General features: G+C 65.6%; 18 protein-coding genes and 1 other RNA gene. 8 read left to right on the top strand and 11 right to left on the bottom strand.

The genetic code is table 11. The features are described from left to right. Nucleotides 1-89: 89 nt before the first annotated feature. The 3 genes from hemN to ABZO33_RS04175 all read left to right on the top strand — a co-directional run bounded on the left by hemN (nucleotide 90) and on the right by ABZO33_RS04175 (nucleotide 2,996). The gene (gene hemN, locus ABZO33_RS04185) at nucleotides 90-1,472 is read left to right on the top strand and encodes an oxygen-independent coproporphyrinogen III oxidase (RefSeq protein ID WP_367856639.1); all 1,383 of its coding nucleotides are present in this window, start codon (nucleotides 90-92) and stop codon (nucleotides 1,470-1,472) included. 187 nt (nucleotides 1,473-1,659) lie between these two features. Beyond that, nucleotides 1,660-2,394 carry a Crp/Fnr family transcriptional regulator FnrA gene (fnrA, locus tag ABZO33_RS04180; RefSeq protein ID WP_023630845.1) on the top strand — a complete coding sequence of 245 codons (735 nt, stop codon included), beginning with the start codon at nucleotides 1,660-1,662 and terminating at the stop codon, nucleotides 2,392-2,394. Nucleotides 2,395-2,447: 53 nt separating this feature from the next. Next, nucleotides 2,448-2,996, top strand: a complete 549-nt coding sequence (locus tag ABZO33_RS04175) for an adenine phosphoribosyltransferase (protein ID WP_038705708.1) — start codon at nucleotides 2,448-2,450, stop codon at nucleotides 2,994-2,996. Nucleotides 2,997-3,117: 121 nt separating this feature from the next. On the opposite strand, the gene recR is transcribed toward ABZO33_RS04175, so the two are convergent. The 3 genes from recR to dnaX form a co-directional block, all read right to left on the bottom strand. Continuing rightward, nucleotides 3,118-3,720, bottom strand: a complete 603-nt coding sequence (gene recR / locus ABZO33_RS04170) for a recombination mediator RecR (RefSeq protein WP_414534967.1) — start codon at nucleotides 3,718-3,720, stop codon at nucleotides 3,118-3,120. Nucleotides 3,721-3,808: 88 nt separating this feature from the next. Beyond that, the gene (locus ABZO33_RS04165) at nucleotides 3,809-4,144 is read right to left on the bottom strand and encodes a YbaB/EbfC family nucleoid-associated protein (protein WP_023632783.1); all 336 of its coding nucleotides are present in this window, start codon (nucleotides 4,142-4,144) and stop codon (nucleotides 3,809-3,811) included. A 65-nt stretch (nucleotides 4,145-4,209) separates the two neighbouring features. After that, nucleotides 4,210-6,276, bottom strand: coding sequence for a DNA polymerase III subunit gamma/tau (dnaX, locus tag ABZO33_RS04160; RefSeq protein ID WP_414534966.1), 2,067 nt, complete (start codon nucleotides 6,274-6,276; stop codon nucleotides 4,210-4,212). A 131-nt stretch (nucleotides 6,277-6,407) separates the two neighbouring features. Between dnaX and ABZO33_RS04155 the strand changes: the two genes are divergently transcribed. Then, on the top strand, nucleotides 6,408-7,217 hold the full coding sequence (locus tag ABZO33_RS04155; RefSeq protein WP_414534965.1) for a substrate-binding periplasmic protein: 810 nt from the start codon (nucleotides 6,408-6,410) through the stop codon (nucleotides 7,215-7,217). Here the strand turns inward: ABZO33_RS04155 and ABZO33_RS04150 are convergent. Further along, nucleotides 7,178-7,672 carry a DUF2938 domain-containing protein gene (locus ABZO33_RS04150; protein ID WP_414534964.1) on the bottom strand — a complete coding sequence of 165 codons (495 nt, stop codon included), beginning with the start codon at nucleotides 7,670-7,672 and terminating at the stop codon, nucleotides 7,178-7,180. The genes ABZO33_RS04155 and ABZO33_RS04150 overlap by 40 nt on opposite strands. A gap of 84 nt (nucleotides 7,673-7,756) precedes the next feature. Between ABZO33_RS04150 and ABZO33_RS04145 the strand changes: the two genes are divergently transcribed. Beyond that, nucleotides 7,757-8,191 (top strand): helix-turn-helix domain-containing protein, encoded by a 435-nt coding sequence (locus ABZO33_RS04145; RefSeq protein ID WP_414534963.1) that lies wholly within the window; start codon nucleotides 7,757-7,759, stop codon nucleotides 8,189-8,191. Here ABZO33_RS04145 and ABZO33_RS04140 read toward each other — a convergent pair. The 7 genes from ABZO33_RS04140 to ABZO33_RS04110 form a co-directional block, all read right to left on the bottom strand. Then, the gene (locus ABZO33_RS04140; RefSeq protein ID WP_414535661.1) at nucleotides 8,145-10,091 is read right to left on the bottom strand and encodes a hypothetical protein; all 1,947 of its coding nucleotides are present in this window, start codon (nucleotides 10,089-10,091) and stop codon (nucleotides 8,145-8,147) included. The two genes, ABZO33_RS04145 and ABZO33_RS04140, sit on opposite strands and share 47 nt — an antisense overlap. 23 nt (nucleotides 10,092-10,114) lie before the next feature. Then, nucleotides 10,115-10,504 carry a hypothetical protein gene (locus ABZO33_RS04135; protein WP_414534962.1) on the bottom strand — a complete coding sequence of 130 codons (390 nt, stop codon included), beginning with the start codon at nucleotides 10,502-10,504 and terminating at the stop codon, nucleotides 10,115-10,117. Nucleotides 10,505-10,667: 163 nt separating this feature from the next. Beyond that, nucleotides 10,668-10,764, bottom strand: an RNA gene (ffs, locus tag ABZO33_RS04130) — signal recognition particle sRNA small type. 188 nt (nucleotides 10,765-10,952) lie between these two features. Continuing rightward, the gene (gene ligA / locus ABZO33_RS04125) at nucleotides 10,953-13,295 is read right to left on the bottom strand and encodes an NAD-dependent DNA ligase LigA (RefSeq protein WP_414534961.1); all 2,343 of its coding nucleotides are present in this window, start codon (nucleotides 13,293-13,295) and stop codon (nucleotides 10,953-10,955) included. Nucleotides 13,296-13,395: 100 nt separating this feature from the next. After that, nucleotides 13,396-14,286, bottom strand: a complete 891-nt coding sequence (zipA, locus tag ABZO33_RS04120; RefSeq protein WP_414534960.1) for a cell division protein ZipA — start codon at nucleotides 14,284-14,286, stop codon at nucleotides 13,396-13,398. 204 nt (nucleotides 14,287-14,490) lie between these two features. Next, on the bottom strand, nucleotides 14,491-17,979 hold the full coding sequence (smc, locus tag ABZO33_RS04115) for a chromosome segregation protein SMC (protein WP_414534959.1): 3,489 nt from the start codon (nucleotides 17,977-17,979) through the stop codon (nucleotides 14,491-14,493). 3 nt (nucleotides 17,980-17,982) lie between these two features. Further along, nucleotides 17,983-18,642, bottom strand: coding sequence for a GntR family transcriptional regulator (locus tag ABZO33_RS04110; RefSeq protein ID WP_414534958.1), 660 nt, complete (start codon nucleotides 18,640-18,642; stop codon nucleotides 17,983-17,985). 272 nt (nucleotides 18,643-18,914) lie between these two features. On the opposite strand from ABZO33_RS04110, the gene xdhA reads away from it, so the two are divergent. The 3 genes from xdhA to xdhC all read left to right on the top strand — a co-directional run bounded on the left by xdhA (nucleotide 18,915) and on the right by xdhC (nucleotide 23,735). Beyond that, nucleotides 18,915-20,369: a xanthine dehydrogenase small subunit gene (gene xdhA, locus ABZO33_RS04105; protein WP_414534957.1), complete on the top strand. Its 1,455-nt coding sequence runs from the start codon at nucleotides 18,915-18,917 to the stop codon at nucleotides 20,367-20,369. Beyond that, the gene (gene xdhB, locus ABZO33_RS04100; protein ID WP_414534956.1) at nucleotides 20,362-22,761 is read left to right on the top strand and encodes a xanthine dehydrogenase molybdopterin binding subunit; all 2,400 of its coding nucleotides are present in this window, start codon (nucleotides 20,362-20,364) and stop codon (nucleotides 22,759-22,761) included. Before xdhA ends, xdhB begins: the two co-directional genes overlap by 8 nt. Before the next feature lie 128 nt (nucleotides 22,762-22,889). Continuing rightward, the gene (xdhC, locus tag ABZO33_RS04095) at nucleotides 22,890-23,735 is read left to right on the top strand and encodes a xanthine dehydrogenase accessory protein XdhC (protein ID WP_414534955.1); all 846 of its coding nucleotides are present in this window, start codon (nucleotides 22,890-22,892) and stop codon (nucleotides 23,733-23,735) included. The last annotated feature ends 10 nt before the right edge of the window (nucleotides 23,736-23,745 follow it).

The following is a 23,745-nucleotide window of genomic DNA, read 5'->3' as shown; positions in this document are numbered from 1 at the left end:
ACTGCCAGATCTCCTGATACAAATCAACACGACTTCTTACATCCGCCCCTAGACTCCGGACACTGCAGCTCTATCCGGGGACTACCCACATGCTCGACGACCTACACTGGGACGCCGACCTGATTCGTCGCTACGATCTGGCCGGACCACGCTACACCTCCTATCCGACCGCTGTGCAACTGCACGGCGAAGTGGGCTCGTTCGACCTGCTCCACGCCCTGCGCGAGAGCCGCCGCGCCGCCCGCCCACTGTCGCTGTACGTGCATGTGCCGTTCTGCGCCAACATCTGCTACTACTGCGCCTGCAACAAAGTGATCACCAAGGACCGCGGCCGCGCCGCGCCCTATCTGCAACGCCTGGAGCAGGAAATCCAGCTGATCGCCTGCCACCTCGACCCCAAGCAAGTCGTCGAACAGCTGCATTTCGGTGGCGGCACGCCGACCTTCCTCAGCCATGTGGAACTGCGCCAGCTGATGGCCACCCTGCGCCAGCATTTCCACCTGCTGGACGACGACTCCGGCGACTACGGTATCGAGATCGACCCGCGCGAGGCCGATTGGTCGACCATGGGCCTGCTGCGCGAGCTGGGCTTCAACCGTGTCAGCCTCGGCGTGCAGGACCTCGACCCGGCCGTGCAGCGCGCGGTCAACCGCCTGCAGAGCCTGGAGCAGACCCGCACCCTGATCGAAGCGGCGCGCACCCTGCAGTTCCGCTCGATCAACCTGGACCTGATCTACGGCCTGCCCAAGCAGACCCCGGAGGGCTTCGCCCGCACCGTCGAAGAAGTGATCCGCCTGCAGCCCGACCGCCTGTCGGTTTTCAACTACGCGCACCTGCCCGAACGCTTCATGCCCCAACGGCGCATCGACAGCAGTGACCTGCCAGCCCCAGCGGCGAAGCTGGAGATGCTCCACGCCACCATCGACCAGCTGACCGCAGCGGGCTATCGCTACATCGGCATGGACCACTTCGCCCTGCCCGACGACGAGCTGGCCATCGCCCAGGAAGAAGGCACCCTGCAACGCAACTTCCAGGGCTACACCACCCACGGCCACTGTGACCTGATCGGCCTGGGCGTGTCGGCGATCAGCCAGATCGGCGACCTCTACTGCCAGAACAGCAGCGACCTCAACACTTACCAGGATACGCTCTCCACCGCGCAGCTGGCGACCCAGCGCGGTTTGATGTGCAACCAGGACGATCGCTTGCGCCGGGCGGTGATCCAGCAATTGATCTGCCACTTCGAACTGGATTTCGAAGCGATCGAACAAGCCTTCACCATCGATTTTCGCGGCTACTTCAAGGAGCAGTGGCCGCAGCTGCAGGCCATGCAACGCGACGGCCTGATCAGCCTGGACGCCAAGGGCATCCGCATCCTGCCTGCCGGCCGCCTGCTGGCGCGCTCGGTGTGCATGGTGTTCGACGCATACCTCGCGCAGCAGAACCGCCAGCGTTTTTCGCGGGTGATCTGAGGCGATTGAGGCGTTTCACCGCATGGACAGCCCGCCTTTCGAGGCACACTATGGACAGTTGAACGGTGCAGGGACACACCTTCCGCACCGCTGCTAGCGTGCACCAAAAATGCGCACACTGGCCTACAGCCCATGCCGCAGGTTATCCTTACGGCTTATGTGTGCTTTCCCACAAGGATCGAAAGAAATGTCCGAGCCAGTAAAACTGCGCCCACACAACCAGGCCCACTGCAAGGATTGCAGCCTGGCCCCCCTGTGCCTGCCCCTGTCCCTGAACCTGGAGGACATGGACGCACTGGATGAAATCGTCAAACGCGGCCGCCCGCTGAAGAAAGGCGAGTTCCTGTTCCGCCAGGGTGACAATTTCGGCTCGGTCTACGCAGTACGTTCCGGCGCCCTCAAGACGTTCAGCCTCAGCGACAGCGGCGAAGAGCAGATCACCGGCTTCCACCTGCCCAGCGAGCTGGTCGGCCTGTCCGGCATGGACACCGAGGCCTACCCGGTATCGGCCCAGGCCCAGGAAACCACCTCGGTGTGCGAGATCCCCTTCGAGCGCCTCGACGAGCTCTCGGTGCAACTGCCGCAACTGCGCCGTCAGCTGATGCGGGTGATGAGCCGCGAGATCCGCGACGACCAACAGATGATGCTGCTGCTGTCGAAGAAGACCGCCGACGAGCGCATCGCCACCTTCCTGGTCAACCTGTCGGCGCGCTTCCGCGCCCGTGGCTACTCGGCCAACCAGTTCCGCCTGAGCATGTCGCGCAACGAGATCGGCAACTACCTGGGCCTGGCGGTGGAAACCGTGTCGCGCGTCTTCACCCGCTTCCAGCAGAACGGCCTGCTCAAGGCCGAGGGCAAGGAAGTGCACATTCTCGACCCGATCCAGTTGTGCGCGCTGGCCGGCGGTGCACTCGAGGTCTGATCGCCGCGCTAAAAGGGTATACTGACGCCGAGTTTTTCCAGGATACCCGCCCCATGCACAGCGACACCTTCGACCTCAAAGCCCTGATCCGCCCGGTAGTGGACTTCCCCAAGCCGGGCGTGATCTTCCGCGACATCACCCCGCTGTTCCAGTCGCCGCGCGGGCTGCGCTATGTCGCCGACCAGTTCATCGAGCGCTATGTCGAGGCCGAGTTCAGCCATATCGGCGCCATGGACGCGCGAGGCTTCCTGATCGGCTCGATCATCGCCCATCAGCTGAACAAGCCGCTGATCCTGTTCCGCAAGCAGGGCAAGCTGCCGGCTGACGTATTGAGCGAGGGCTATCAGACCGAATACGGCGAGGCCTTCCTGGAAGTGCATGCCGACAGTCTCTGCGACGGCGACTCGGTCTTGATCTTCGATGACCTGATTGCCACCGGCGGCACCCTGCTGGCGGCCGCCAACCTGGTGCGCCGCACCGGCGCCCAGGTCTTCGAGGCAGCGGCGATCATCGACCTGCCGGAGCTGGAAGGCTCGCGCCGCCTGCAGGCGGCCGGCGTGCCGACCTTCTGCCTGACCGAGTTTTCCCTTAGCGAATACTGAGTTCGCGTTCAGAACGATCGCGGGGCAAGTCGCATCGGCGCACCGCCGCTCCCACGCAGATCAACCTGCGTGGGAGCGGCGGTGCGCCGATGCGGCTTGCCCCGCGATGCTTTACATGGACTTACAGCGAAATCGGCCTGCGCCCCGCGAAAGCATGGGCCAGCGTGCCGCCATCCACCAGCTCCAGCTCGCCACCCAACGGCACACCATGGGCAATGCGCGTGGCGGTCAGGCCCTTCTCGGCCAGCAGCTGGGCGATGTAGTGCGCGGTCGCTTCCCCTTCCACCGTGGGGTTGGTGGCCAGGATCACCTCACTGAAGGTGCCCTGCTCCTCGATCCGCGCCATCAGCTGCGGAATGCCGATGGCATCCGGCCCGAGCCCGTCCAGCGGTGAGAGGTGCCCCTTGAGCACGAAGTAGCGACCGCGATAGCCAGTCTGCTCCACTGCGTACACATCCACCGGCCCCTCGACCACGCAAAGTTGCGTGTCGTCACGGCGCGGGTCGGCGCACTGCGGGCACAGTTCCTGCTCGGTCAAGGTCCGGCACTGGCGGCAATGACCGACGCCTTCCATGGCCTGGTTCAGGGCCTGGGCCAGGCGCGTGCCGCCACTGCGGTCGCGTTCGAGCAGTTGCAGGGCCATGCGTTGGGCGGTTTTCTGACCGACGCCGGGCAGGATGCGCAGGGCGTCGATCAGTTGGCGGATCAGGGGGCTGAAGCTCATGTGTGCAGGCCTGCCAATTCAGGAAACAGAATGAACAAGGGAGCAACGACCGTCGGGCCGTTGCTCCCCATTTGAAGCCAGAAGCCGATCAGAACGGCATCTTGAAACCAGGCGGCAGCTGCATCCCAGCGGTCATGCCGCCCATCTTTTCCTGGCTGCTCTGCTCGATCTTGCGCACGGCGTCGTTCAGCGCGGCGGCGATCAGGTCCTCGAGCACTTCCTTGTCGTCAGCGTCGGTCGACATCAGGCTCTGGTCGATGCTGACGCGCTTGACGTCGTGACGACCAGTCATCACCACACTGACCAGGCCGCCGCCGGACTGGCCGGTGACTTCCGCATTGGCCAGCTCTTCCTGCATCTTCTGCATCTTTTCCTGCATCTGCTGGGCCTGCTTCATCAGGCCGGCCATGCCACCTTTCATCATGGGGGTATACCTCGATTGGGTCATGTGATGCGGCCCGGCACAGGGCCGGCCGCATGGTTATCCGTTCATTGGCCCTGGCTGGCCAGGGCGTCTACAGGCTCAATAGTATCCTGCCTGACCGTCGCGCCGAACTGCCGGATCATCTGCTGGATGAGCGGGTCCTGCTCGATCGACACCACGGCGTCATGCTGGCGCTCGGCGCGCTTGCGCGAGGCGGCCTGGGCCGGGGTTTCCTGCTCGGGGCGGATCAGCTCGATCTTCAGGCGGATCTCGCGGCCCAATTGCTGGTTCAGCGCGTCGTTCAGCCTGCGCTGCTGCGTCGAGTTGAACAGCGCGCCCTGCCCCGGGTCCAGGTGCAACAGCCAGTCATCACCCTCGGCGGCGATCAGCGTACAGTTTGCGGCGATGTTGCCTGTCATACCGGAGACAGGCAACTGTGGGAATAATTCCAGCCATTGCAGGGCCAGGCCGGTCGCGGGCATGGCCGCCGGCAGTGGCTCTGGCGCCTGGGCAGGCGCCTCCTCCTGCACGTGCTCGGCCAGCTCGTCCAGGTAGCTGAAGCCGACCGGGTCGCTGTCAGGGGTGTAGTAGTCCTCGTCCGCTGGCGGCTCGTCGTCGCGCTCCATGCCCGCCGGGCTGTAGGCCGACGGATCGAACGGTGGCTCGTCGTCGTCCGGCTGCTGGCTGGCGGCCTCGACCGCGGGTGCCGGCTCGGGCAACGGCTCGGGCGCAACCGACGCCGGAGGAGCAACTGGCTCCTCCCACGGCAGGTCGATGACCTCCTCGACGGGCTGCGGCTGCGGCTCTGGCTCCGCTGGCGCTTGTGGCGCCTCGACAACCTCGGCAACGGGCGGCACCTCGACGACTAGCGGCTCGGCCTGTATGGATGGCTCAGCCACGGGCAGCGGCGCGACCACTTCAGCCACAGGGCTGGCGGCAACGGGCGGCGCCACGGCCACAGCCGCTGCCGCCACCGGTTGGGTCGGATCAGCTGTGGCCTGGCTGATCCCCGTCGGCTTTAGTACTGGCCTCGGTGCGTCGTCGGTATCGGCCGGGCGGAACGCCAGCATGCGCAGCAGGACCATCTCGAAACCGCCGCGCGGGTCCGGCGCCAATGGCAGGTCACGGCGGCCGATCAACCCCATCTGGTAGTAGAACTGCACGTCTTCGGCCGGCAGGGCCTGGGCCAACGCCAGCACGCGGTCACGGTCGCCCTGGCCGTTGTCCACCGCCTCAGGCAAGGCCTGGGCGATGGCCACGCGGTGCAGCACGTTGAGCATTTCCGACAGTACACCGTTCCAGTCCGGGCCTTGCTCGGCCAGGTCACGCACCGCGGCCAGCAGCGCCCGGGCATCGCCTTCGAGCAGGGCCTGGAGCACGCCATACACCTGGCCGTGGTCGAGGGTGCCGAGCATCGCCCGCACGTCGGCGGCCAGCACCCGCCCCTCGCCAAAGGCGATGGCCTGGTCGGTCAGGCTCATGGCATCGCGCATGGAGCCGTCGGCGGCGCGGCCGAGCAACCACAGGGCATCCTCCTCGAACGGCACGTTCTCGGCGCCCAGCACGTGGGTCAGGTGCTCGACCACGCGCTCCGGGCTCATGTTCTTCAGCGAGAACTGCAGGCAGCGCGACAGGATGGTTGCCGGCAGCTTCTGCGGGTCGGTGGTGGCGAGGATGAACTTGACGTAGGGCGGCGGCTCTTCCAGCGTCTTCAACAGGGCGTTGAACGAGTGGGTGGAGAGCATGTGCACTTCGTCGATCAGGTAGACCTTGAAACGCCCGCGGCTCGGGGCGTACTGCACGTTGTCGAGCAGCTCGCGGGTGTCCTCGACCTTGGTGCGGCTGGCGGCGTCGATCTCGATCAGGTCGACGAAACGGCCTTCGTCGATCTCCCGGCATACCGAGCAGGTACCACACGGCGTCGAGGTGATACCGGTCTCGCAGTTCAGGCACTTGGCGATGATCCGCGCAATGGTGGTCTTGCCCACGCCCCGGGTCCCGGTGAACAGGTAGGCATGGTGCAGGCGCTGGTTGTCCAGGGCGTTGATCAAAGCCTTGAGCACATGGGTCTGGCCGACCATTTCGCGGAACGAGCGCGGACGCCATTTACGTGCAAGAACCTGATAACTCATCAAAAAACCATCGTGACCGGAGCGGGCGGAAAGAGCGCTAATGCTAGCGGAGCGGGGCCGAAATTGCACCCTGCCGATCTCGTCTAAGCTCAGTGACGGGCACACGGACGACGGATCAGGGAGGATGAGGCGTGCGGCGAGTCCTGGCCATCCTGTTGTTGTGGATATTGTTTGGGGCCACCCACGGCCTGGCGCAGCCGCCGGTGTTGCGCTTTTCCATCGCCGAAAGCTGGAGCATGCCGCTGATGCGCATCGAGGACCAGCAGCCGGCGGAGGGCATCCTGCTCGAGCTGATGCAGGCCATCGCCCGGGAGGTCGATGCCCGCCCCCAGTACCATGTGCTGGCCCGCCTGCGCCTGCAGGAGGCGATGCAGGCCGGCGAAATCGACGTCCGCTGCTACGTTTCCACGCAATGGCTGACCGATCGGCCCGGCGACTATCTCTGGAGCATCCCGCTCATCGAGCAGCGCGACCTGCTGGTCGGCCGCCCCGGCGACAGCGGCCCCGTCAGCCCGGACGCACTGCCACCCCAGGCCATCGGCACCGTGCTTGGCTACACCTACCCCACGCTCGAGCCGCTGTTCAGCCAGGCCCGCCTGCAGCGCGAAGATAGCCGCAATCAGTTGCTGGTCCTGCAGAAACTCCAGGTCGGGCGCTTGCGCCATGCCGTCAGCAACCAACTGTCGCTGCAGTGGTACAACCGCTCCCTGCCCCCGGCTCGACACCTGCAGCCCCTCGCCGTGCTTGAACAACAGGCGCTGGGCTGCATGGTGCGCAACGACCCCGCACTGCCAACCCAGGCGGTGCTCAGGGCGTTGGTGCGGATCAAGCAGTCGGGGGAGATGCAGCAGATCGTCGAGCGCTATACCGAGCCCCATCGGCTCATCGGTGACGACAGGCCTCAAGCACCCGCAGTCGCGACACCCAGCGCGGCCAGGTAGAGGCCAAGTCCGAACACACAGTGCGTCGCCAGGCTGCGCAGGCAGCTCTTCAAGGGCGCGGGTGTGTTCGTCGCGAAATACCCTGCCCCCAACGCAGGTTGCACCACGCACAACGGCACGAGCACCGAGACCACCCCGAACAGCAAGGCTGGCCACAGTGTCGGCCCACGCAACCACCCCTCCCCTGCAATAGCCGCAAGCAGCGCCGCGAATACCAACCCGGTGGCGTAGTGAAGCAGCCAGCCCCACGCCAGCTCCCCCCTGACCGGCGCAGCCTTGCCGATCGCCGCATGCCGCCAGCGCCCTTCGAGCAGATGCCCAGCCCAGCGCCCGACCATGGCGTAGTTCAGGGTGGTGACGCCCAGATGCCTGAGCAGCAAGGTCCACAGGTCCATGACCAGGGTGGCGCCGATACCGATGAACAGGATGGAAAGCACAAGCGAGGAGATGGTCATGACGAGAGCCCTTGGCAGATTGACGGAAAGACCGATGCCAAGCAGCATGCAAGTTGAAGTCAACTTCAAGTCAAGAGGGCTGCAATGGACATTGCCGATGTCGCCAGGCGCACCGGAGTGCCGGCGTCGACATTGCGTTACTACGCGAACAAGGGGTTGCTCAGATCACTGGCCGGCCATGGGCAGCGCCGCCAGTTCCCGCCAGACACCCCCGAGCGCCTGGCGCTGATCGCGCTGGGCCAGGCGGCTGGCTTTTCGCTGGACGAAGTAGCCGCCATGCTTGACGAGCAACGGGTCGACCGCGAGTTGCTGCTGGCCAAGGCCGACGAGATCGACCGCCGGATCAAGCGGCTGCAGGCGATGAGCAAGGGGTTGCGCCATGCGGCGCAGTGCCCCGAGGAGAACCATCTGCAATGCCCGACCTTCCAGCGGCTGATGCAGGTGTCGGCCAGCCAGGGCAGGCGTGGAGGCCTCAGTAGCCGTGCAACTCGCGGAACGGCTGGCCCTTGTGGTAGTTGATCCACTCCTCCACGTCATACGGCAGGTACAGCTGCCGACGTGCCCGCGACAGGGCGATATACACGGCGCAGATCCGCGCATCGAAGGCGTAGGCGTCCTTGAAGCGGTCGGTGGTCATCAGTTCCGGTGTCAGCAGCACCCGATCGAACTCCAGGCCGCCGGCCTCCTCGGCCATCAACAGCGTCAGGCTGTCGGGCCGCGCGGCGATGCGCGCGTCCAGCAGCGTCAGGTCTGCAAGCTTGAAACCCGCCTCAAGGCGTGCCTCGACCCAGAGGAATGCGGCATCGAAACGCTCGGACTCACGCACCTGCTGCCAGTCGAGCAGGTGCGCGAAGTACGGATGCGGCCCTTCTGCATCCTGCCCCGGCGCATAGAATGCGGCCCTGAACAGGCCGATCGCCGTGGCCATGAAGCGGCGCATCTGCGGCCAATCGGGGAAATTCAACAAGCAGTTGGACTCGGCCAACTCCATGGCCCAGCGCATCGTGTCCCAGCGCGAGGCGGTGAGCACCACGCAGCCCTCGGGCGGGACGAATCCTTCGGGGAAGTGCTCGATGCCGACATCGACATGGCGCGCAGCCTCGAAGGCCACCTTGGACTTCTTCGAATGCACCCCGATCAACGGGTTGATCAGGCGTTCCACCTTGGGCCCGGAGCGCACGGCAAAGGCCATGTCCTTCTGCCGCACCTGACGCTCGCGCCTGACCACCTCGCCGGAGGCCTTCTGGTACTCGTCGCCCAGTGTGATCAACACCTGGCGGCCACGCTCGATGACCTGCAGCAGCGAGGCCGGCACGTCCTGGCTCTCGTCGATGATCACGTGGCTGAAACGCCCCGGCACGCTGCAACCTGCCAGACTCGCTCGCTTGAGCAGCAGCAACGCCTCGAACCCGGTCTGCGCGCCCCAGGCCGGTTGCGCCTCCAGGTAGCGCCATAGCCGACTGGCGTACTCGAGCAGGACCTGGGCATCGACGCCGGAGAGTGCTTGGCGAAAATACGGCAGGTGACGATTAGACAGGCTGTAATCCCGCGAATCGCAGTAGTTGCGCAGCACTTCCAGGCAGATGTCCAGGGCATGTTCGGCGTCGTACTGGCGCAACCCGACGATGCCCAGTTCCTCGGCCAGCCTGCGTTTGCCGGGACCGCGCTGCGCCGTCCGGGCGGAAACTGGCCGGGTATCCTTGAGCAGGGCCCGGGCGAACTGGCCGAAGGTCATGCCGACCTTGGCCTGCTCATCCAGCCCCATGCGCCGACGCAAGGTGCCGAGCTTGGCCGGCGTGCGCGCCAGGGCCAGCACCCGGCCACGGGGCAGGCAGTCCATCAGCGCGCCAAGCAGGTAGCTCTTGCCGATCCCGGCATAGCCCTGCACGTGGATGTCTTCGTCGAGGTTGGCCTGGATGACCTTGAGCAGCTTGTCCTGCTCGACGGTCAGCCAGCGCTCGCTGTCGAAACCGGTGGTCACCCGCTGGCTGAAGGGGTTGTCACTACGATGCAGGCGAATGCGGTAGTCGAAATCCCACTTGCCATCCGCCAGCAGGTACTCCCGCGCCTGAACCTGTTCGGAATCGAGCAGGCGCAGCTTCGAGCCCTTGATCACCTCAAGGCCGAAATAGAGCTTGCGCGCATCGAACAGCCTACGGGCCTCGGACAACAACCCCACGCCAGGCGAGTGCGCGCCATCCACCGCCCACGCCAACAGCTTGCCCAGCACCTTCTCCGCCGCCCGCGCATCGGCCTGACCCTGTGCCTGGGCCAGGTTCTGGATCACCAGCACTGCCGCCAGCTCCGGCTCGCCCAGGGCGCCGAGCGCAGACACGCCGTCGGCCAGCAGGGTCTGGCACACCTCTGCGGTGACCGGCAGGTACACCGGATGGGAAAAGTCGAAGTGCTCGGGCTGCATGTCGGTACGGGTCCGGGGATCACTCAAGGTTTGTCGGATTCAGCGGCCTGCCCCACCACCAGTTCGAAGCGGTAGGCACCCAACGACCCAGCCATGTCGCCGGGGTGGCTGACACCCGCCTGCGGCGCGTCGAGTACGCCATCGAGCTCATGCAGGGCCAACTCCAGCAGCTTGCGCAAGTCACGCACCGAGTGCGCAGACACCTGCAGCTCCAAGGCCACCGCGTCAGCCTTCACCGCCACTGGCGCAGCCGCTTCCTCGAGAATGCGCTCGTGCTCTTCTTCCATCTGGTCGAGCACCTGGGACAACTCCAGCACGCGCTCGGGGCTGGCGGCCATCTGGTCCTTGATTTCCAGGCGGCGCAGCTGCCACTCGCGAATCTTCTGGCGGGTGAGGTCGTCGACATGTTCCACGGTCGCTATCTCCTGGCCGAATGGGCCGACACGATGGGATGCATGATAAGGCGCTGCGCGGGATCGTGCAGGCGGAAAACAGTGCGAGGGTGTAAAGAAACGCGTCTGATGTGCGACGCCTGACAGGTACGCCGGAAAAATCCTGCGCCCAAAATGGAGGCGGCCCCACCAGCCACACCCCGGCACTCGATGTTCCCGCTATGGCTGCTCCCTTCCGGGCCTGACCAGGTTAACGGGTAATCAATGCGGGGGGACCGATGGGGCCACCACGACGGCTCGTCAGCTGACGAGCCGCGCCATTGTACAACGCCAGGGCGAAGTTACAACCTTTGATCGTGAAAAAACCATCATTTCTCAAGGACTTGTGGCAAATCCATCGCGAGGCGAGCCTGCCCCCACGTACGATCACCCGTGAGAGTGGGCTTGCCCCGCGATAAGGCCACCGGCCTCAAACGTCGATTCCGCGCTCCGCGAGGAAGGCCACGAACGCCTCCTCATCCATCACCGACACGCCCAGCTCGCTGGCCTTGGCCAGCTTGGAACCCGCGCCGGGCCCGGCCACCACGCAATGGGTCTTGCCGGACACTGAGCCCGCCACCTTGGCCCCCAGGCTTTCCAGCTTTTCCTTGGCGATATCGCGGCTCATGCGCTCCAGGGTTCCGGTCAGCACCCAGGTCTGGCCGGCCAGCGGCAAGCCCTCGGCGGATTTCTTCTCGCACGACCAGTGCATGCCGAACTCCAGCAGCTGGGCTTCGATGGCGCGGGCCAACTGCTGGTTGGCCTCGACCTTGAAGAACTCGCGCACCCCGTCGGCGGCCTTGGTATTCAGAGCCTGGCGCAAGTCGATGCCATCGGCGGCGATGATCTTGTCCAGGGTGCCCAGCTTGTCTACCAGCTTCTCGGCGCCGGTCGGGCCGACCGAAGGGATATCGAGCTTGGCGAGCATCCCGGCGAGGGTGGTGCTGGCGGCGAACTCGGCGCTCAGCTCACCTTCATCCTGCAGTTGCATACCGCTGTCCAGCAGCTGCTTGATCACCGCACGGTTGTGCTCGTCCTCGAAGAAATTATGGATCTCGTAGGCGACTTCCAGGCCGATGTCCGGCAGGTAGGTCAGCACTTGCGGCAGCGCCACCTGCACCCGCGCCAGGCTGCCCAGGGAGCGGGCCAGCACCTTGGCGGTCTCCTCACCGACATCGGGGATGCCCAGGGCGTAGATGAAACGCGCCAGGCTCGGGCGCTTGCTGGCCTCGATGGCTTCGAGCAGCTTGCGACTGGAGACCTCGGCAAAGCCTTCAAGGGCGACCACCTGTTCGAACTCCAGCTTGTAGAGGTCGGCCGGCGAACGGATCAGGTTTTCATCGACCAGTTGCTCGACGCTCTTCTCGCCCAGGCCGTCGATGTCCATGGCCCGGCGCGAAACGTAGTGGATGATCGCCTGCTTGAGCTGGGCGGCGCAGCTCAGGCGCCCCACGCAGCGGTACACCGCGCCTTCGCTGGTGGTTTCCTTGCCCTTGCTGCGCTTGACCAGCTGGGTGCGCTCGACCTGCGAGCCGCACACCGGGCATTGACTCGGCACCTGCACCGCGCGAGCGCCTTCCGGGCGGCGCTCGAGCACCACCTGCATGACCTGCGGGATCACGTCGCCGGCACGGCGGATGATCACCGTATCGCCAATGCGCAGGCCCAGGCGGGCGATCTCGTCCATGTTGTGCAGGGTGGCGTTGGACACCGTCACGCCGGCCACCTTGACCGGCTTGAGACGGGCGACCGGAGTTACCGCACCGGTACGCCCGACCTGGAACTCGACATCGAGCACCTCGGTGAGCTCTTCCATGGCCGGGAATTTGTGGGCAATCGCCCAGCGCGGTTCACGGGCACGGAAACCCAGCTCACGCTGGGAGGCCAGGGCATTGACCTTGAACACCACCCCATCGATCTCGTAGGGCAGGCTGTTGCGGCGCGCACCGATGTCGCGGTAATAGTCCAGGCACTCGTCGATACCGGCGGCGTGCCTGAGCTCGCGGCTGATCGGCAGCCCCCAGGTCTTGAGTTTCTCCAGGATGCCGATATGGCTGTCGCCAAACGGCTCGGACACCTGGCCGACGCCATAGCAGCAGAACTCCAGCGGTCGGCTGGCGGTGATCTTCGAGTCCAGCTGGCGCAGGCTGCCGGCGGCGGCGTTGCGCGGGTTGGCGAAGGTCTTGCCGCCGGCCTCGGCCTGGGCCGCATTGAGCCGGTCGAAACCGGCCTTGCTCATGTACACCTCGCCGCGCACTTCCAGCACCGCCGGCCAGCCCTCGCCCTGCAGCTTGAGCGGGATGTTGCGCACGGTACGCACGTTGGCGCTGATGTCCTCGCCAGTGCTGCCATCGCCGCGGGTGGCGCCTTGCACCAGCTGGCCGTCGCGGTACAGCAGGCTCACCGCCAGGCCGTCGAGCTTGGGCTCGCAGCTGTAGTCCACGGCTGCCTGATCGCCGCCCGGCAGGTCCAGGCCTTCGACCACGCGGCGGCCGAAGTCGCGCAGGTCGTCTTCCTCGAAGGCGTTGCCCAGGCTGAGCATCGGTATCTCGTGACGCACCTGGCTGAAGGCCGCCAGCGCCGCGCCGCCGACGCGCTGGGTCGGCGAATCCGGTGTCACCAGGTGCGGGTGCTCGGCTTCCAGCGCCTTCAACTCATTGAACAGGCGGTCGTATTCGGCATCGGGCACGCTGGGTTCGTCGAGCACGTAGTAGCGGTAGTTGTGCTGGTCGAGTTCGGCGCGCAGTTCGTGGATTCGGGATTCGGCGTTCATTTCTGGTCTTCTCTTGCAAAGCAAAAGAGCAGCCCCTGGCTGCTCTTTCGTTTCAATCATCACGGCGCGGACCGAGGCAGGGTCCGCCCGCTCGGGTGTATCAGCGTTTCTGCGTCAGGGCGCGGCGCTCGAACTCGACGATGCGCTGGCGGTAGTGCTCGATGGTCTGGGCGGTCAGCACGCTGCGCTGGTCGTCCTTGAGCTCGCCATTGAGCTCGTGGGCCAGCTTGCGGGCGGCGGCGACCATCACGTCGAAGGCCTGCTTGGGGTGACGCGGGCCTGGCAGGCCGAGGAAGAAGCTCACCGCACGGGTGCTGAAATGGTCGATGTCGTCCAGGTCGAACACGCCGGGCTTGACCGCATTGGCCATGGAGAACAGTACTTCGCCGTGGCCAGCCATGCTTTCGTGGCGATGGAAGATGTCCATCTCGCCGAAGCGCAGGCCGCTTTCCAGGATGTTCTGCAGCAGCGCCGGGCCCTTGAAGCCGCCTTCGTCGCGGGAGATGACGCTGATCACCAGCACTTCTTCGGCCGGCGGCAGCTCCTTGGCCGGCGTGGAGGCGGCAGTGAAACCGCTGTTGCGGGTGTTGTCGGCGGCGAAGTCGTCGTCGCCAGCGTCGAACAGGTCCGGTTCACGCGGCTCGGCGGCCAGCTTCAGGTCGCCCTGTTGCGGCTCGCTGTTGTTGCGTTTGCCGCGCTTGGCCTTGGCCGGTTTGGCTTCACGCTCGCGTTCGCGCTCACGCACCGGGGCGCTGACCGATGGCAGGTCGCTCTCATCCAGCTCGGGTTCTTTCTGGGTTTCCAGCACACGCGAAGGGCCGAGCACCTCGGCACCGCCGCTGTCGTCGTCCGGGGCGTTGGCGTAGCTACGGTCCAGACGGAACTTCAACTTGCCCTTGCCGCCGCGCATGCGGCGCCAGCCGTCGAAAAGAATACCGGCGATGACAATGATGCCGATGACGATCAGCCACTCGCGCAGACCGATTTCCATGTAATCCCGTGCCTCTATAAAAAATATGCTTGAAAACAAAGGCTTCAAAGGCCTTTAACACGTGGCGCCAACTCTATGTTCTGACAGGCGTTTTACCCACGCAAAAAACAAGTGACATAAAGCTAGCACGACCAAAGGCAACTTTACACCGTCTGTCGCATCTGCCGAGGAAATTGCCTACAAGATCGAACACTTTCTTACAGCTCATGTGTCAACCATGGCCATGGCCTCTTCCACATCAACTGCAACAAGACGTGAACAGCCAGGCTCATGCATGGTCACCCCCATCAATTGATCGGCCATCTCCATGGCAATCTTGTTATGGGTGATGTAGATAAATTGCACGGTTTCGCTCATTTCCTTGACCAGGCGCGCGTAGCGCCCGACGTTGGCATCGTCCAACGGCGCATCGACTTCGTCGAGCATGCAGAACGGCGCCGGGTTGAGTTTGAAGATGGCGAACACCAGGGCCAGGGCCGTCAGTGCCTTTTCGCCGCCGGACAGCAGATGGATGGTGCTGTTCTTCTTGCCCGGCGGGCGCGCCATGATCGTCACCCCTGTATCGAGTAGATCTTCGCCCGTCAGTTCCAGATAAGCGCTGCCGCCACCGAAAACTTTTGGGAAAAGTGCCTGTAATCCGGCATTTATCTGATCAAAGGTATCCTTGAAGCGGTTGCGGGTTTCCTTGTCGATCTTGCGGATGACGTTTTCCAGGGTCTCCAGTGCCTCGACCAGATCGGCGTCCTGGGCATCCAGGTAGCGCTTGCGCTCGGACTGCTGCTCGTACTCTTCGATGGCCGCCAGGTTGATCGCGCCCAGGCGCTGGATACGCGCCTCGACCTGCTCCAGCGCCTGTTCGGTACCCTGTTCGCTGGCCTCGGCCTCGAGCGTGGCGAGCACGCCCTGCAGATCGTAGCCGTCGGCGAGCAGCTGCTCCTGCAAGGTCTTGCGCCGTACGTCCAGCCCCTGGGACTCCAGGCGCTGCTGCTCCAGCTGGCCGCGCAGCAGCTGGGCCTGCTGCTCGGCCTGGGTGCGGCGGCGCTCGGCATCCCGCAGTTCGCGGTCCGCCTCGTCCATGTGCAGGCGGGCCTGGCGCATTTCTTCGTCGACGCTCATGCGGCGCTCGAGCAGTTCCTCGAGCTTCAGGCGCAACTCTTCGAGCGGCGCCTCGCCCTCCTCGAGATTCAGGTTCAGCTGCTCCTGACGCTCGTTCAGGCGCGCGGCCTGCTGCTCCAGGCGCTCGAGCGCCTGCCGGGTGGAATCGTGCTGGGCACGCAACGAGCCCAGGCGCACGGCCAGCTGATGGGTATGGTCCTTGTGCTGGCGGGCCTCCTGGCGGATGCGATCGAGACCCTCGCGCAGGGTGTCGCGACGGGCCATGAGTTGCTCGCGTTGCTCGGTGTCCTGGGCCATCAGGTCGAGGGATTCCTGCAACAGCAGGCGTGCCTCACCCAATTGCTCGTGCTCCAGGGCGCGCTGCTCTTGAAGCTCGGCCAGTTCTTCGTGCAAGCGTCGGCGGCGCAGTTCGAGCTGTTCGGCGCGGGCCCGGCCGGCAGACAGGCGTGCCTTGAGCTCACCGTGCTGGCGGCTCTCGTCCTGGCTGCGACGGCGCAATTGCTCGCGCTGCTCCTCCAGGTCGAGCTGTTGTTCACGCAGGCGCTGCAGTTGCTCGTCAAGCTGTTCGAGCGACGCCTCCTGCTCCAGTTGCTCCTGGGCCAGGCGTTCGATTTCCTGCCCCCTGGCCAGCACGCCGCCCTGGGCTTCACCGCCGCGGCTGACCCGCAGGAAATGCCGCCCGACCCAGTATCCGTCGCGGCTGATCAGGCTGTGCCCAGCAACCAGCGACGCCCGCTGCGCCAACGCCTGCTCCAGCGTTTCAACCGGCCTGACCTGCCCCAGCCAGGCCGACAGGTCGGCCCGCCCCTCGACCTTGTCGAGCAGGCTGCCGGCAACGCGCGAGCCCTCGCCCCCGGCCAGCAGCAGGCGCAGATCGCCCTGCTCCAGCGCGGCGAAGTCGAGGCCGTCGAAGTCGTCCAGCAACACTGCCTGCAGGTCGGCGCCAAGCACCGTTTCCACCGCCAGCTCCCAGCCGGGCTCGACCCGCAGCCCCTCGGCCAGGCGCGGGCGCTGCTCCAGGCCCTGGGCGCGCAGCCAGTCGGCGGCACCGACACCGGGCTCCAGCGCAGCCTGCTGCAAGGCCTCCAGCGAGGCCAGGCGCCCGCCCAGGCGCTGCAGATCACCCTGCTGTTGCTGTTGCGCCTGGCTGGTCTGCTGCAATTGTTCGCGCACCCCTTCCAGGCGCTCGACCACCTGCTGCTCCTGCAGGTGCAGCTCTTCGAGCAGCAACTCGCTGCTGGCCACTTGCTCGCCCAGATCGGACGTCTCGGTGTCCTGGGTATCACCACCGAGCTGCTCACCCTCCTCGCCCAGCTTGCGCTGGCGCTCGGCCAGGCGCTCCAGGCTGGATTCGAGCTGCGCCAGGCGCGCCTGCTGCACTTCGGCCTGGCGGCGCGGCTCCGCGGAACGGGTGTTGAAGCCGTCCCACTGCTCCTGCCAGCCGTGCATGCCGAGCTCAGCTTCCTCCAGGGTCGCGGCGGCTTCCTCGGCCGCGGCCAGGGTCAGCTCCTGCTCCGGTTCGAGCATCGCCAATTCTTCGCCGAGGGTCGCCAGCAAGGTGCGGTCGTGCCCCAGGTGCGATTCGGTTTCCAGGCGGCTGCGTTCGGCTTCCTTGAGGTCGTCCTGCAACTGGCGCAGGCGCTGCTGGCCATGCTGGATGCTCTGCTCGACGCGGGCGATATCGCCGGCCACCGAATAGAAGCGGCCCTGCACCTGGTTGAAGCGTTCGGACAACTCATGGTGACCGTCGCGCAGGCGCTCGATGCTGGCGTCGGCATTGCGCTGCTCGGCCACCAGCGCCTCGAAGGCGACTTCCTGGTCGCCGATCACCGTCTCGCGCTGGCGCACCCGCTCATCCAGGTCGCGCCAGCGCAGGGCCGCCAGGCATGCCTTGAGCTGACGTTCCTCGGCCTTGTACTCGCGGTATTTCTCGGCAGCCTGGGCCTGGCGGTGCAGGCGCTCGATCTGGCGTTCCAGCTCTTCGCGCAGGTCGGTCAGGCGCGCGAGGTTTTCCTGGGTGCGGCGGATGCGGCTCTCGGTCTCGCGACGGCGCTCCTTGTACTTGGAGATGCCCGCCGCTTCCTCGATGAAGTTGCGCAGCTCCTCGGGCTTGGCCTCGATCAGCTTGCTGATCATGCCCTGCTCGATGATCGAGTAGCTGCGCGGCCCCAGGCCGGTGCCGAGGAAGATATCGGTGATATCGCGGCGCCGACACTTGGTGCCGTTGAGGTAATAGGTGTTCTGCCCGTCGCGGGTGACCTTGCGGCGGATCGAGATCTCGGCGTACGCGGCGTACTCGCCCACCAGACTATTGTCGCTGTTGTCGAACACCAGCTCGATGCTCGCCTGGCTGACCGGCTTGCGGCTGGTGGAGCCGTTGAAGATGACATCGGTCATCGACTCGCCACGCAGGTTCTTCGCCGAACTCTCGCCCATCACCCAGCGCACTGCGTCGATGATGTTGGATTTACCGCAGCCGTTGGGGCCGACCACGGCGGCCATGTTGCTGGGGAAGTTGACCGTGGTCGGGTCGACGAACGACTTGAACCCGGCCAGGCGGATGCACTTCAGGCGCACCGGTCAGACCCGCGCCAGCGCCGCCAGCACCAGTTCGCAACTGCGCTGGCAATAGGCGGTGAGTACCTCGCGGATGCGCGGCAGGTCGCGGGCGACCACGGCTTCGAGCAGGCGGGCGAACAGCTCCAGGTAATCGACCATGTTGGCCTGGCGCTGGTCCAGGGCCAGGTAATAGGCACGGCTCATGGCCGGCTGCAGGTTCTCGACGGTTTCCTGCAGGTACGGGTTGTTGGCGAACGGATAGGCGGCGCGCATCACCGCGAAGCTGTCGCCGACGAAGGCCTTGATGTCCTTGCCGGCGTGGGCCTGCTTGAGGCGCTGCTGGATGTCCAGGAACGGGCGCAGGTCGCCCTCGGTGCGCCAATGCTGGGCAACGGCATTGCCCAGCAGGATGTAGAACTCGCCCATCAGGGTGCACAGGCTGCGCACGCTGTTCTCGTCGAGTTCGGTCACATGGGCGCCACGGCGCGGCAGGATGGCCACCAGGTGCCGGCGCTCGAGGATGAGCAGCGCCTCGCGCACCGAACCGCGGCTGACGTTGAGGGCCTGGGTGACCTTCTGCTCCTGGATGCGCTCGCCGGGTGCGAGTTCGCCGCGGATGATCCGCTCGGCCAGGTAGTGGGCAATTTGCTCGGAGAGGCTGTCCGGCGCCTTGAACGTCATGGTTTTCCTTCGCAATCTGGGTAGCTGTGCACAAGGGCGCGATTGTAGCGCACTTGCCAGGCGCTCGCGCAGCGGGACTACGTGCTTTCTGCGACTGACGGGTCAACTTTCCTACACGGCGCGAACTATGCTTTGAAAAAGGCTCGATGAGGCGGTGCGGAGGGCCTTCGTGCAAATTCTTGACCTTTGAGTCAGAAAATTATTGACCCAGAGGTCAGCCGTTGCTTAGAGTCCGCCGGAACAACAATAAAACCATTGCGAGGCCCTCCCCCGTGATCCAGTTTCTCGTCAACCAGGAGCTGCGCAGCGAGCACGCCCTGGACCCGAACATGACGGTGCTGCAGTACCTGCGCGAGCACCTGGGCAAACCCGGCACCAAGGAAGGCTGCGCCAGCGGCGACTGCGGTGCCTGCACCGTGGTCGTCGGCGAACTTGTCAAGGACGCCCAGGGTGGCGACGACATCCGCTACCGCAGCCTCAATTCGTGCCTGACGTTCGTTTCCGCCCTGCACGGCAAGCAACTGATCAGCGTCGAGGGCCTCAAGCACCAGGGCGAGTTGCACAGCGTGCAAAAGGCCATGGCCGACTGCCATGGCTCGCAGTGCGGCTTCTGCACCCCAGGTTTCGTCATGTCGCTGTTTGCCCTGCAGAAGAACAGCCAAGGCCACGACCTGCACCATGCCCAAGAGGCCCTGGCCGGCAACCTGTGCCGCTGCACCGGCTACCGGCCGATCCTCGAAGCCGCCGAGCAGAGCTGTGCCCGCCCTTGCCGCGACCAGTTCGACGCCCAGCAGACGCAGACCATCGCCCGCCTGAAGGCCATCGCCCCGCAACAGACCGGCGAACTCAACAGCGGCGACAAGCGCTGCCTGGTGCCGCTAACCGTGGCGGACCTCGCCGACCTGTACAGCTCGCACCCCGAGGCGCGCCTGCTGGCCGGCGGCACCGACCTGGCGCTGGAAGTCACCCAGTTCCACCGCACCCTGCCAGTGATGATCTACGTCGGCCATGTCGCCGAACTCAAGCGCGTCGACAAGACCGCCACCCACCTGGAGATCGGCGCCGCCACGCCGCTGACCGACTGCTACACCGCGCTCAACGAGGAATACCCCGACTTCGGCGACCTGCTGCACCGCTTCGCCTCGCTGCAGATCCGCAACCAGGGCACCCTGGGCGGCAACATCGGCAATGCCTCGCCGATCGGCGACTCGCCGCCCCTGCTGATCGCCCTGGACGCGCAGATCGTCCTGCGCCAGGGCGAGCGCCAGCGCACCCTGGCGCTGGAAGACTACTTCATCGACTACCGCATCACGGCGCGCCAGGACAGCGAGTTCATCGAGAAGATCCTCGTGCCGCGCGCCAGCAACGACTGGGCGTTCCGTGCCTATAAAGTGTCCAAGCGCCTGGACGACGATATCTCCGCGGTGTGCGCGGCGTTCAACCTGAGCATCGAGAACGGCGTGGTCAGCGGTGTGCGCATCGCCTTCGGCGGCATGGCGGCAATCCCGAAACGCGCCCGCGCCTGCGAAGCCGCGCTGCGCGGCAAACCGTGGAACCAGGCCAGCGTCGAGCGCGCCTGCCAGGCCCTGGCCGAGGACTTCACCCCGCTCAGCGACTTCCGCGCCAGCCGCGAGTACCGCCTGCTGACCGCGCAGAACCTGCTGCGCAAGTACTTCATCGAACTGCAAACGCCGCACATCGAAACCCGGGTGACCGCCTATGTCTAACCATCACGCCGTCAAGAGCCAGGCCGAGATGGCCGCACTGTTCAGCCAGGACCTGACCACCGGGGTCGGCCGCAGCCTCAAGCACGACAGCGCCGACAAGCACGTGGCCGGCGAGGCGGTGTACATCGACGACCGCCTGGAATTCCCCAACCAGCTGCACGTCTATGCGCGCACCGCCGACCGCGCCCATGCGCGCATCTTGCGCATCGACACTACGCCCTGCTACCAGTTCGAGGGCGTGCGCATCGCCATCACCCACGAAGATATCCCGGGCCTCAAGGACATCGGCCCGGTGGTGGCCGGCGACCCGCTGCTGGCCATCGACAAGGTCGAGTTCTTCGGCCAGCCGGTGCTCGCCGTGGCCGCCTGCGACCTCGAGACTGCAAGACGCGCAGCCATGGCGGCGATCGTCGAGTACGAAGACCTGGAGCCGGTACTTGACGTGGTCGAGGCCCTGCGCAAGAAACACTTCGTGCTCGACAGCCACACCCACCAGCGCGGCGACTCGGCCGCCGCCCTGGCCAGTGCCCCGCACCGTATCCAGGGCACCCTGCACATCGGCGGCCAGGAACACTTCTACCTGGAAACCCAGATCAGCTCGGTGATGCCCGGCGAAGACGGCGGCATGATCGTGTTCTGCTCCACGCAGAACCCCACCGAGGTGCAGAAGCTGGTCGCCGAGGTGCTCGACGTGCCGATGCACAAGATCGTGGTCGACATGCGCCGCATGGGTGGCGGTTTCGGCGGCAAGGAAACCCAGGCCGCAAGCCCCGCCTGCCTGTGCGCGGTGATTGCGCGCCTGACCGGCCAGCCGACCAAGATGCGCCTGCCCCGCGTCGAAGACATGACCATGACCGGCAAGCGCCACCCGTTCTATGTGGAATACGACGTCGGTTTCGACGACAGCGGCCGCCTGCACGGGATCAACTTCGACCTGGCCGGCAACTGCGGCTACTCGCCGGACCTGTCCGGCTCGATCGTCGACCGCGCCATGTTCCACTCCGACAACGCCTACTACCTGGGCGATGCCACGGTGCACGGCCACCGCTGCAAGACCAACACCGCCTCCAACACCGCCTACCGCGGCTTCGGCGGGCCGCAGGGGATGGTCGCCATCGAGCAGGTGATGGACCATATCGCCCGTCACCTGGCCCTCGACCCGCTGGCGGTGCGCAAGGCCAACTACTACGGCAAGACCGAGCGCAACGTCACCCACTACTACCAGACCGTCGAGCACAACATGCTCGAAGAGATGACCGCCGAGCTCGAAGCCAGCAGCGACTACCATGAGCGTCGCGAGTCGATCCGCCGCTTCAACGCCAACAGCCCGGTACTGAAGAAAGGCCTGGCGCTGACCCCGGTGAAGTTCGGCATCTCGTTCACCGCCACCTTCCTCAACCAGGCAGGTGCCTTGATCCACATCTACACCGACGGCAGCATCCACCTCAACCACGGCGGCACCGAGATGGGCCAGGGCCTGAACACCAAGGTCGCACAGGTGGTGGCGCAGGTGTTCCAGGTGGATTTCAACCGCATCCAGATCACCGCCACCAATACCGACAAGGTGCCCAACACCTCGCCCACCGCCGCGTCCAGCGGCGCCGACCTGAACGGCAAGGCCGCGCAGAACGCCGCCGAGATCCTCAAGAAGCGCCTGACCGAGTTCGCCGCCCGGCACTACAACGTCACCGAGGAAGACGTCGAGTTCCGCAACGGCCATGTGCGCGTGCGCGACCAGATCGTCAGCTTCGAGCAACTGGTGCAGCAGGCCTACTTTGCCCAGGTGTCGCTGTCGACCACCGGCTTCTACCGTACGCCGAAGATCTTCTACGACCGCTCCCAGGCCCGTGGCCGCCCGTTCTACTACTTCGCCTTCGGCGCGGCGTGCGTGGAGGTCATCGTCGATACCCTCACCGGCGAGTACAAGATGCTGCGCGCCGACATCCTGCATGACGTAGGCGACTCGCTGAACCCGGCCATCGATATCGGCCAGGTGGAGGGTGGCTTCGTCCAGGGCATGGGCTGGCTGACCACCGAGGAGCTGGTGTGGAACGCCAAGGGCAAGCTGATGACCAACGGCCCGGCCAGCTACAAGATCCCGGCGGTGGCCGACATGCCGATCGACATGCGGGTCAAGCTGGTGGAAAACCGCAAGAACCCCGAGGACACCGTGTTCCACTCCAAGGCCGTGGGCGAGCCGCCGTTCATGCTCGGCATCGCCGCCTGGTGCGCGATCAAGGACGCGGTGGCAAGCATCGCCGACTATCGCGTGCAGCCGAATATCGACGCGCCGTCGACGCCGGAGCGGGTGTTGTGGGGATGTGAACAGATGCGCCAGGCGGTGGCTGCGGCGCAGCCTGCCGAACAGCAACTGGAACCCGTGACGCACTGACGACGCCGCCCTTGTAGGAGCGGCTTCAGCCGCGAAGCTGACACTGCGGTGCCTGGCAGCCGCTTCGCGGCTGATCGCGGGTGAACCCGCTCCTACAAGCACCGAGTCGCTTGAAAGAGGATCTGTCTATGCACCAATGGATCAACGCCCTCGCCGACCACCAAGCCCGTGGCGAACCCTGCGTGCTGGTGACCATCATCGAGGAGCGCGGCTCCACCCCGCGCAACGCCGGCTCGAAAATGGTGGTCAGCGCCAGCGCGCTGTACGACACCATCGGCGGTGGCCACCTGGAGTTCAAGGCCCTGCACATCGCCCGGCAGATGCTCGAGGAGCAGCGCATCACGCCGCACCTGGAGCGCTTCAGCCTCGGCGCCAGCCTCGGCCAGTGCTGCGGCGGCGCCACCGTACTGCTGTTCGAGCCGATGAGCGGCGTGCAGGCCGAGATCGCCGTGTTCGGCGCGGGCCATGTCGGCCGCGCTCTGGTACCCTTGCTCGCCGCGCTGCCCTGCCGGGTGCGCTGGATCGATTCGCGCGAGCAGGAGTTCCCCGCGCTCATCCCAAACGGGGTGAGCAAGATCGTCAGCGAAGAGCCGGTCGACGAAGTCGCCGACCTGCCCGCCGGCAGCTACTGCATCGTCATGACCCATAACCACCAGCTCGACCTGGAGCTGACCGCCGCGATCCTCAAGCGCAACGACTTCACCTGGTTCGGTCTGATCGGTTCGAAGACCAAGCGCGTCAAGTTCGAGCACCGCCTGCGCGAGCGCGGCTTCGACGACGCGCTGATGGCGCGCATGCGCTGCCCGATGGGCCTGGCCGAGGTCAAGGGCAAGCTGCCGATCGAGATCGCCGTGTCCATCGCCGCCGAAATCATTGCCACCTACAACGCCTGCTTCGGCCAGCACGACGCTGCCGCCAATTCAGGCCCCATCGCCCAGTTGCTGCCGTCCTCGCGACGCAGCCAGACCCTTTGACGAGAGCCCC

This window comes from Pseudomonas sp. CAM1A, assembly GCF_047501685.1.
Lineage (GTDB): Bacteria > Pseudomonadota > Gammaproteobacteria > Pseudomonadales > Pseudomonadaceae > Aquipseudomonas.
The sequence above is the reverse complement of the archived record's forward strand: the minus strand, read 5'-3'. Positions and strand labels throughout refer to the sequence as shown.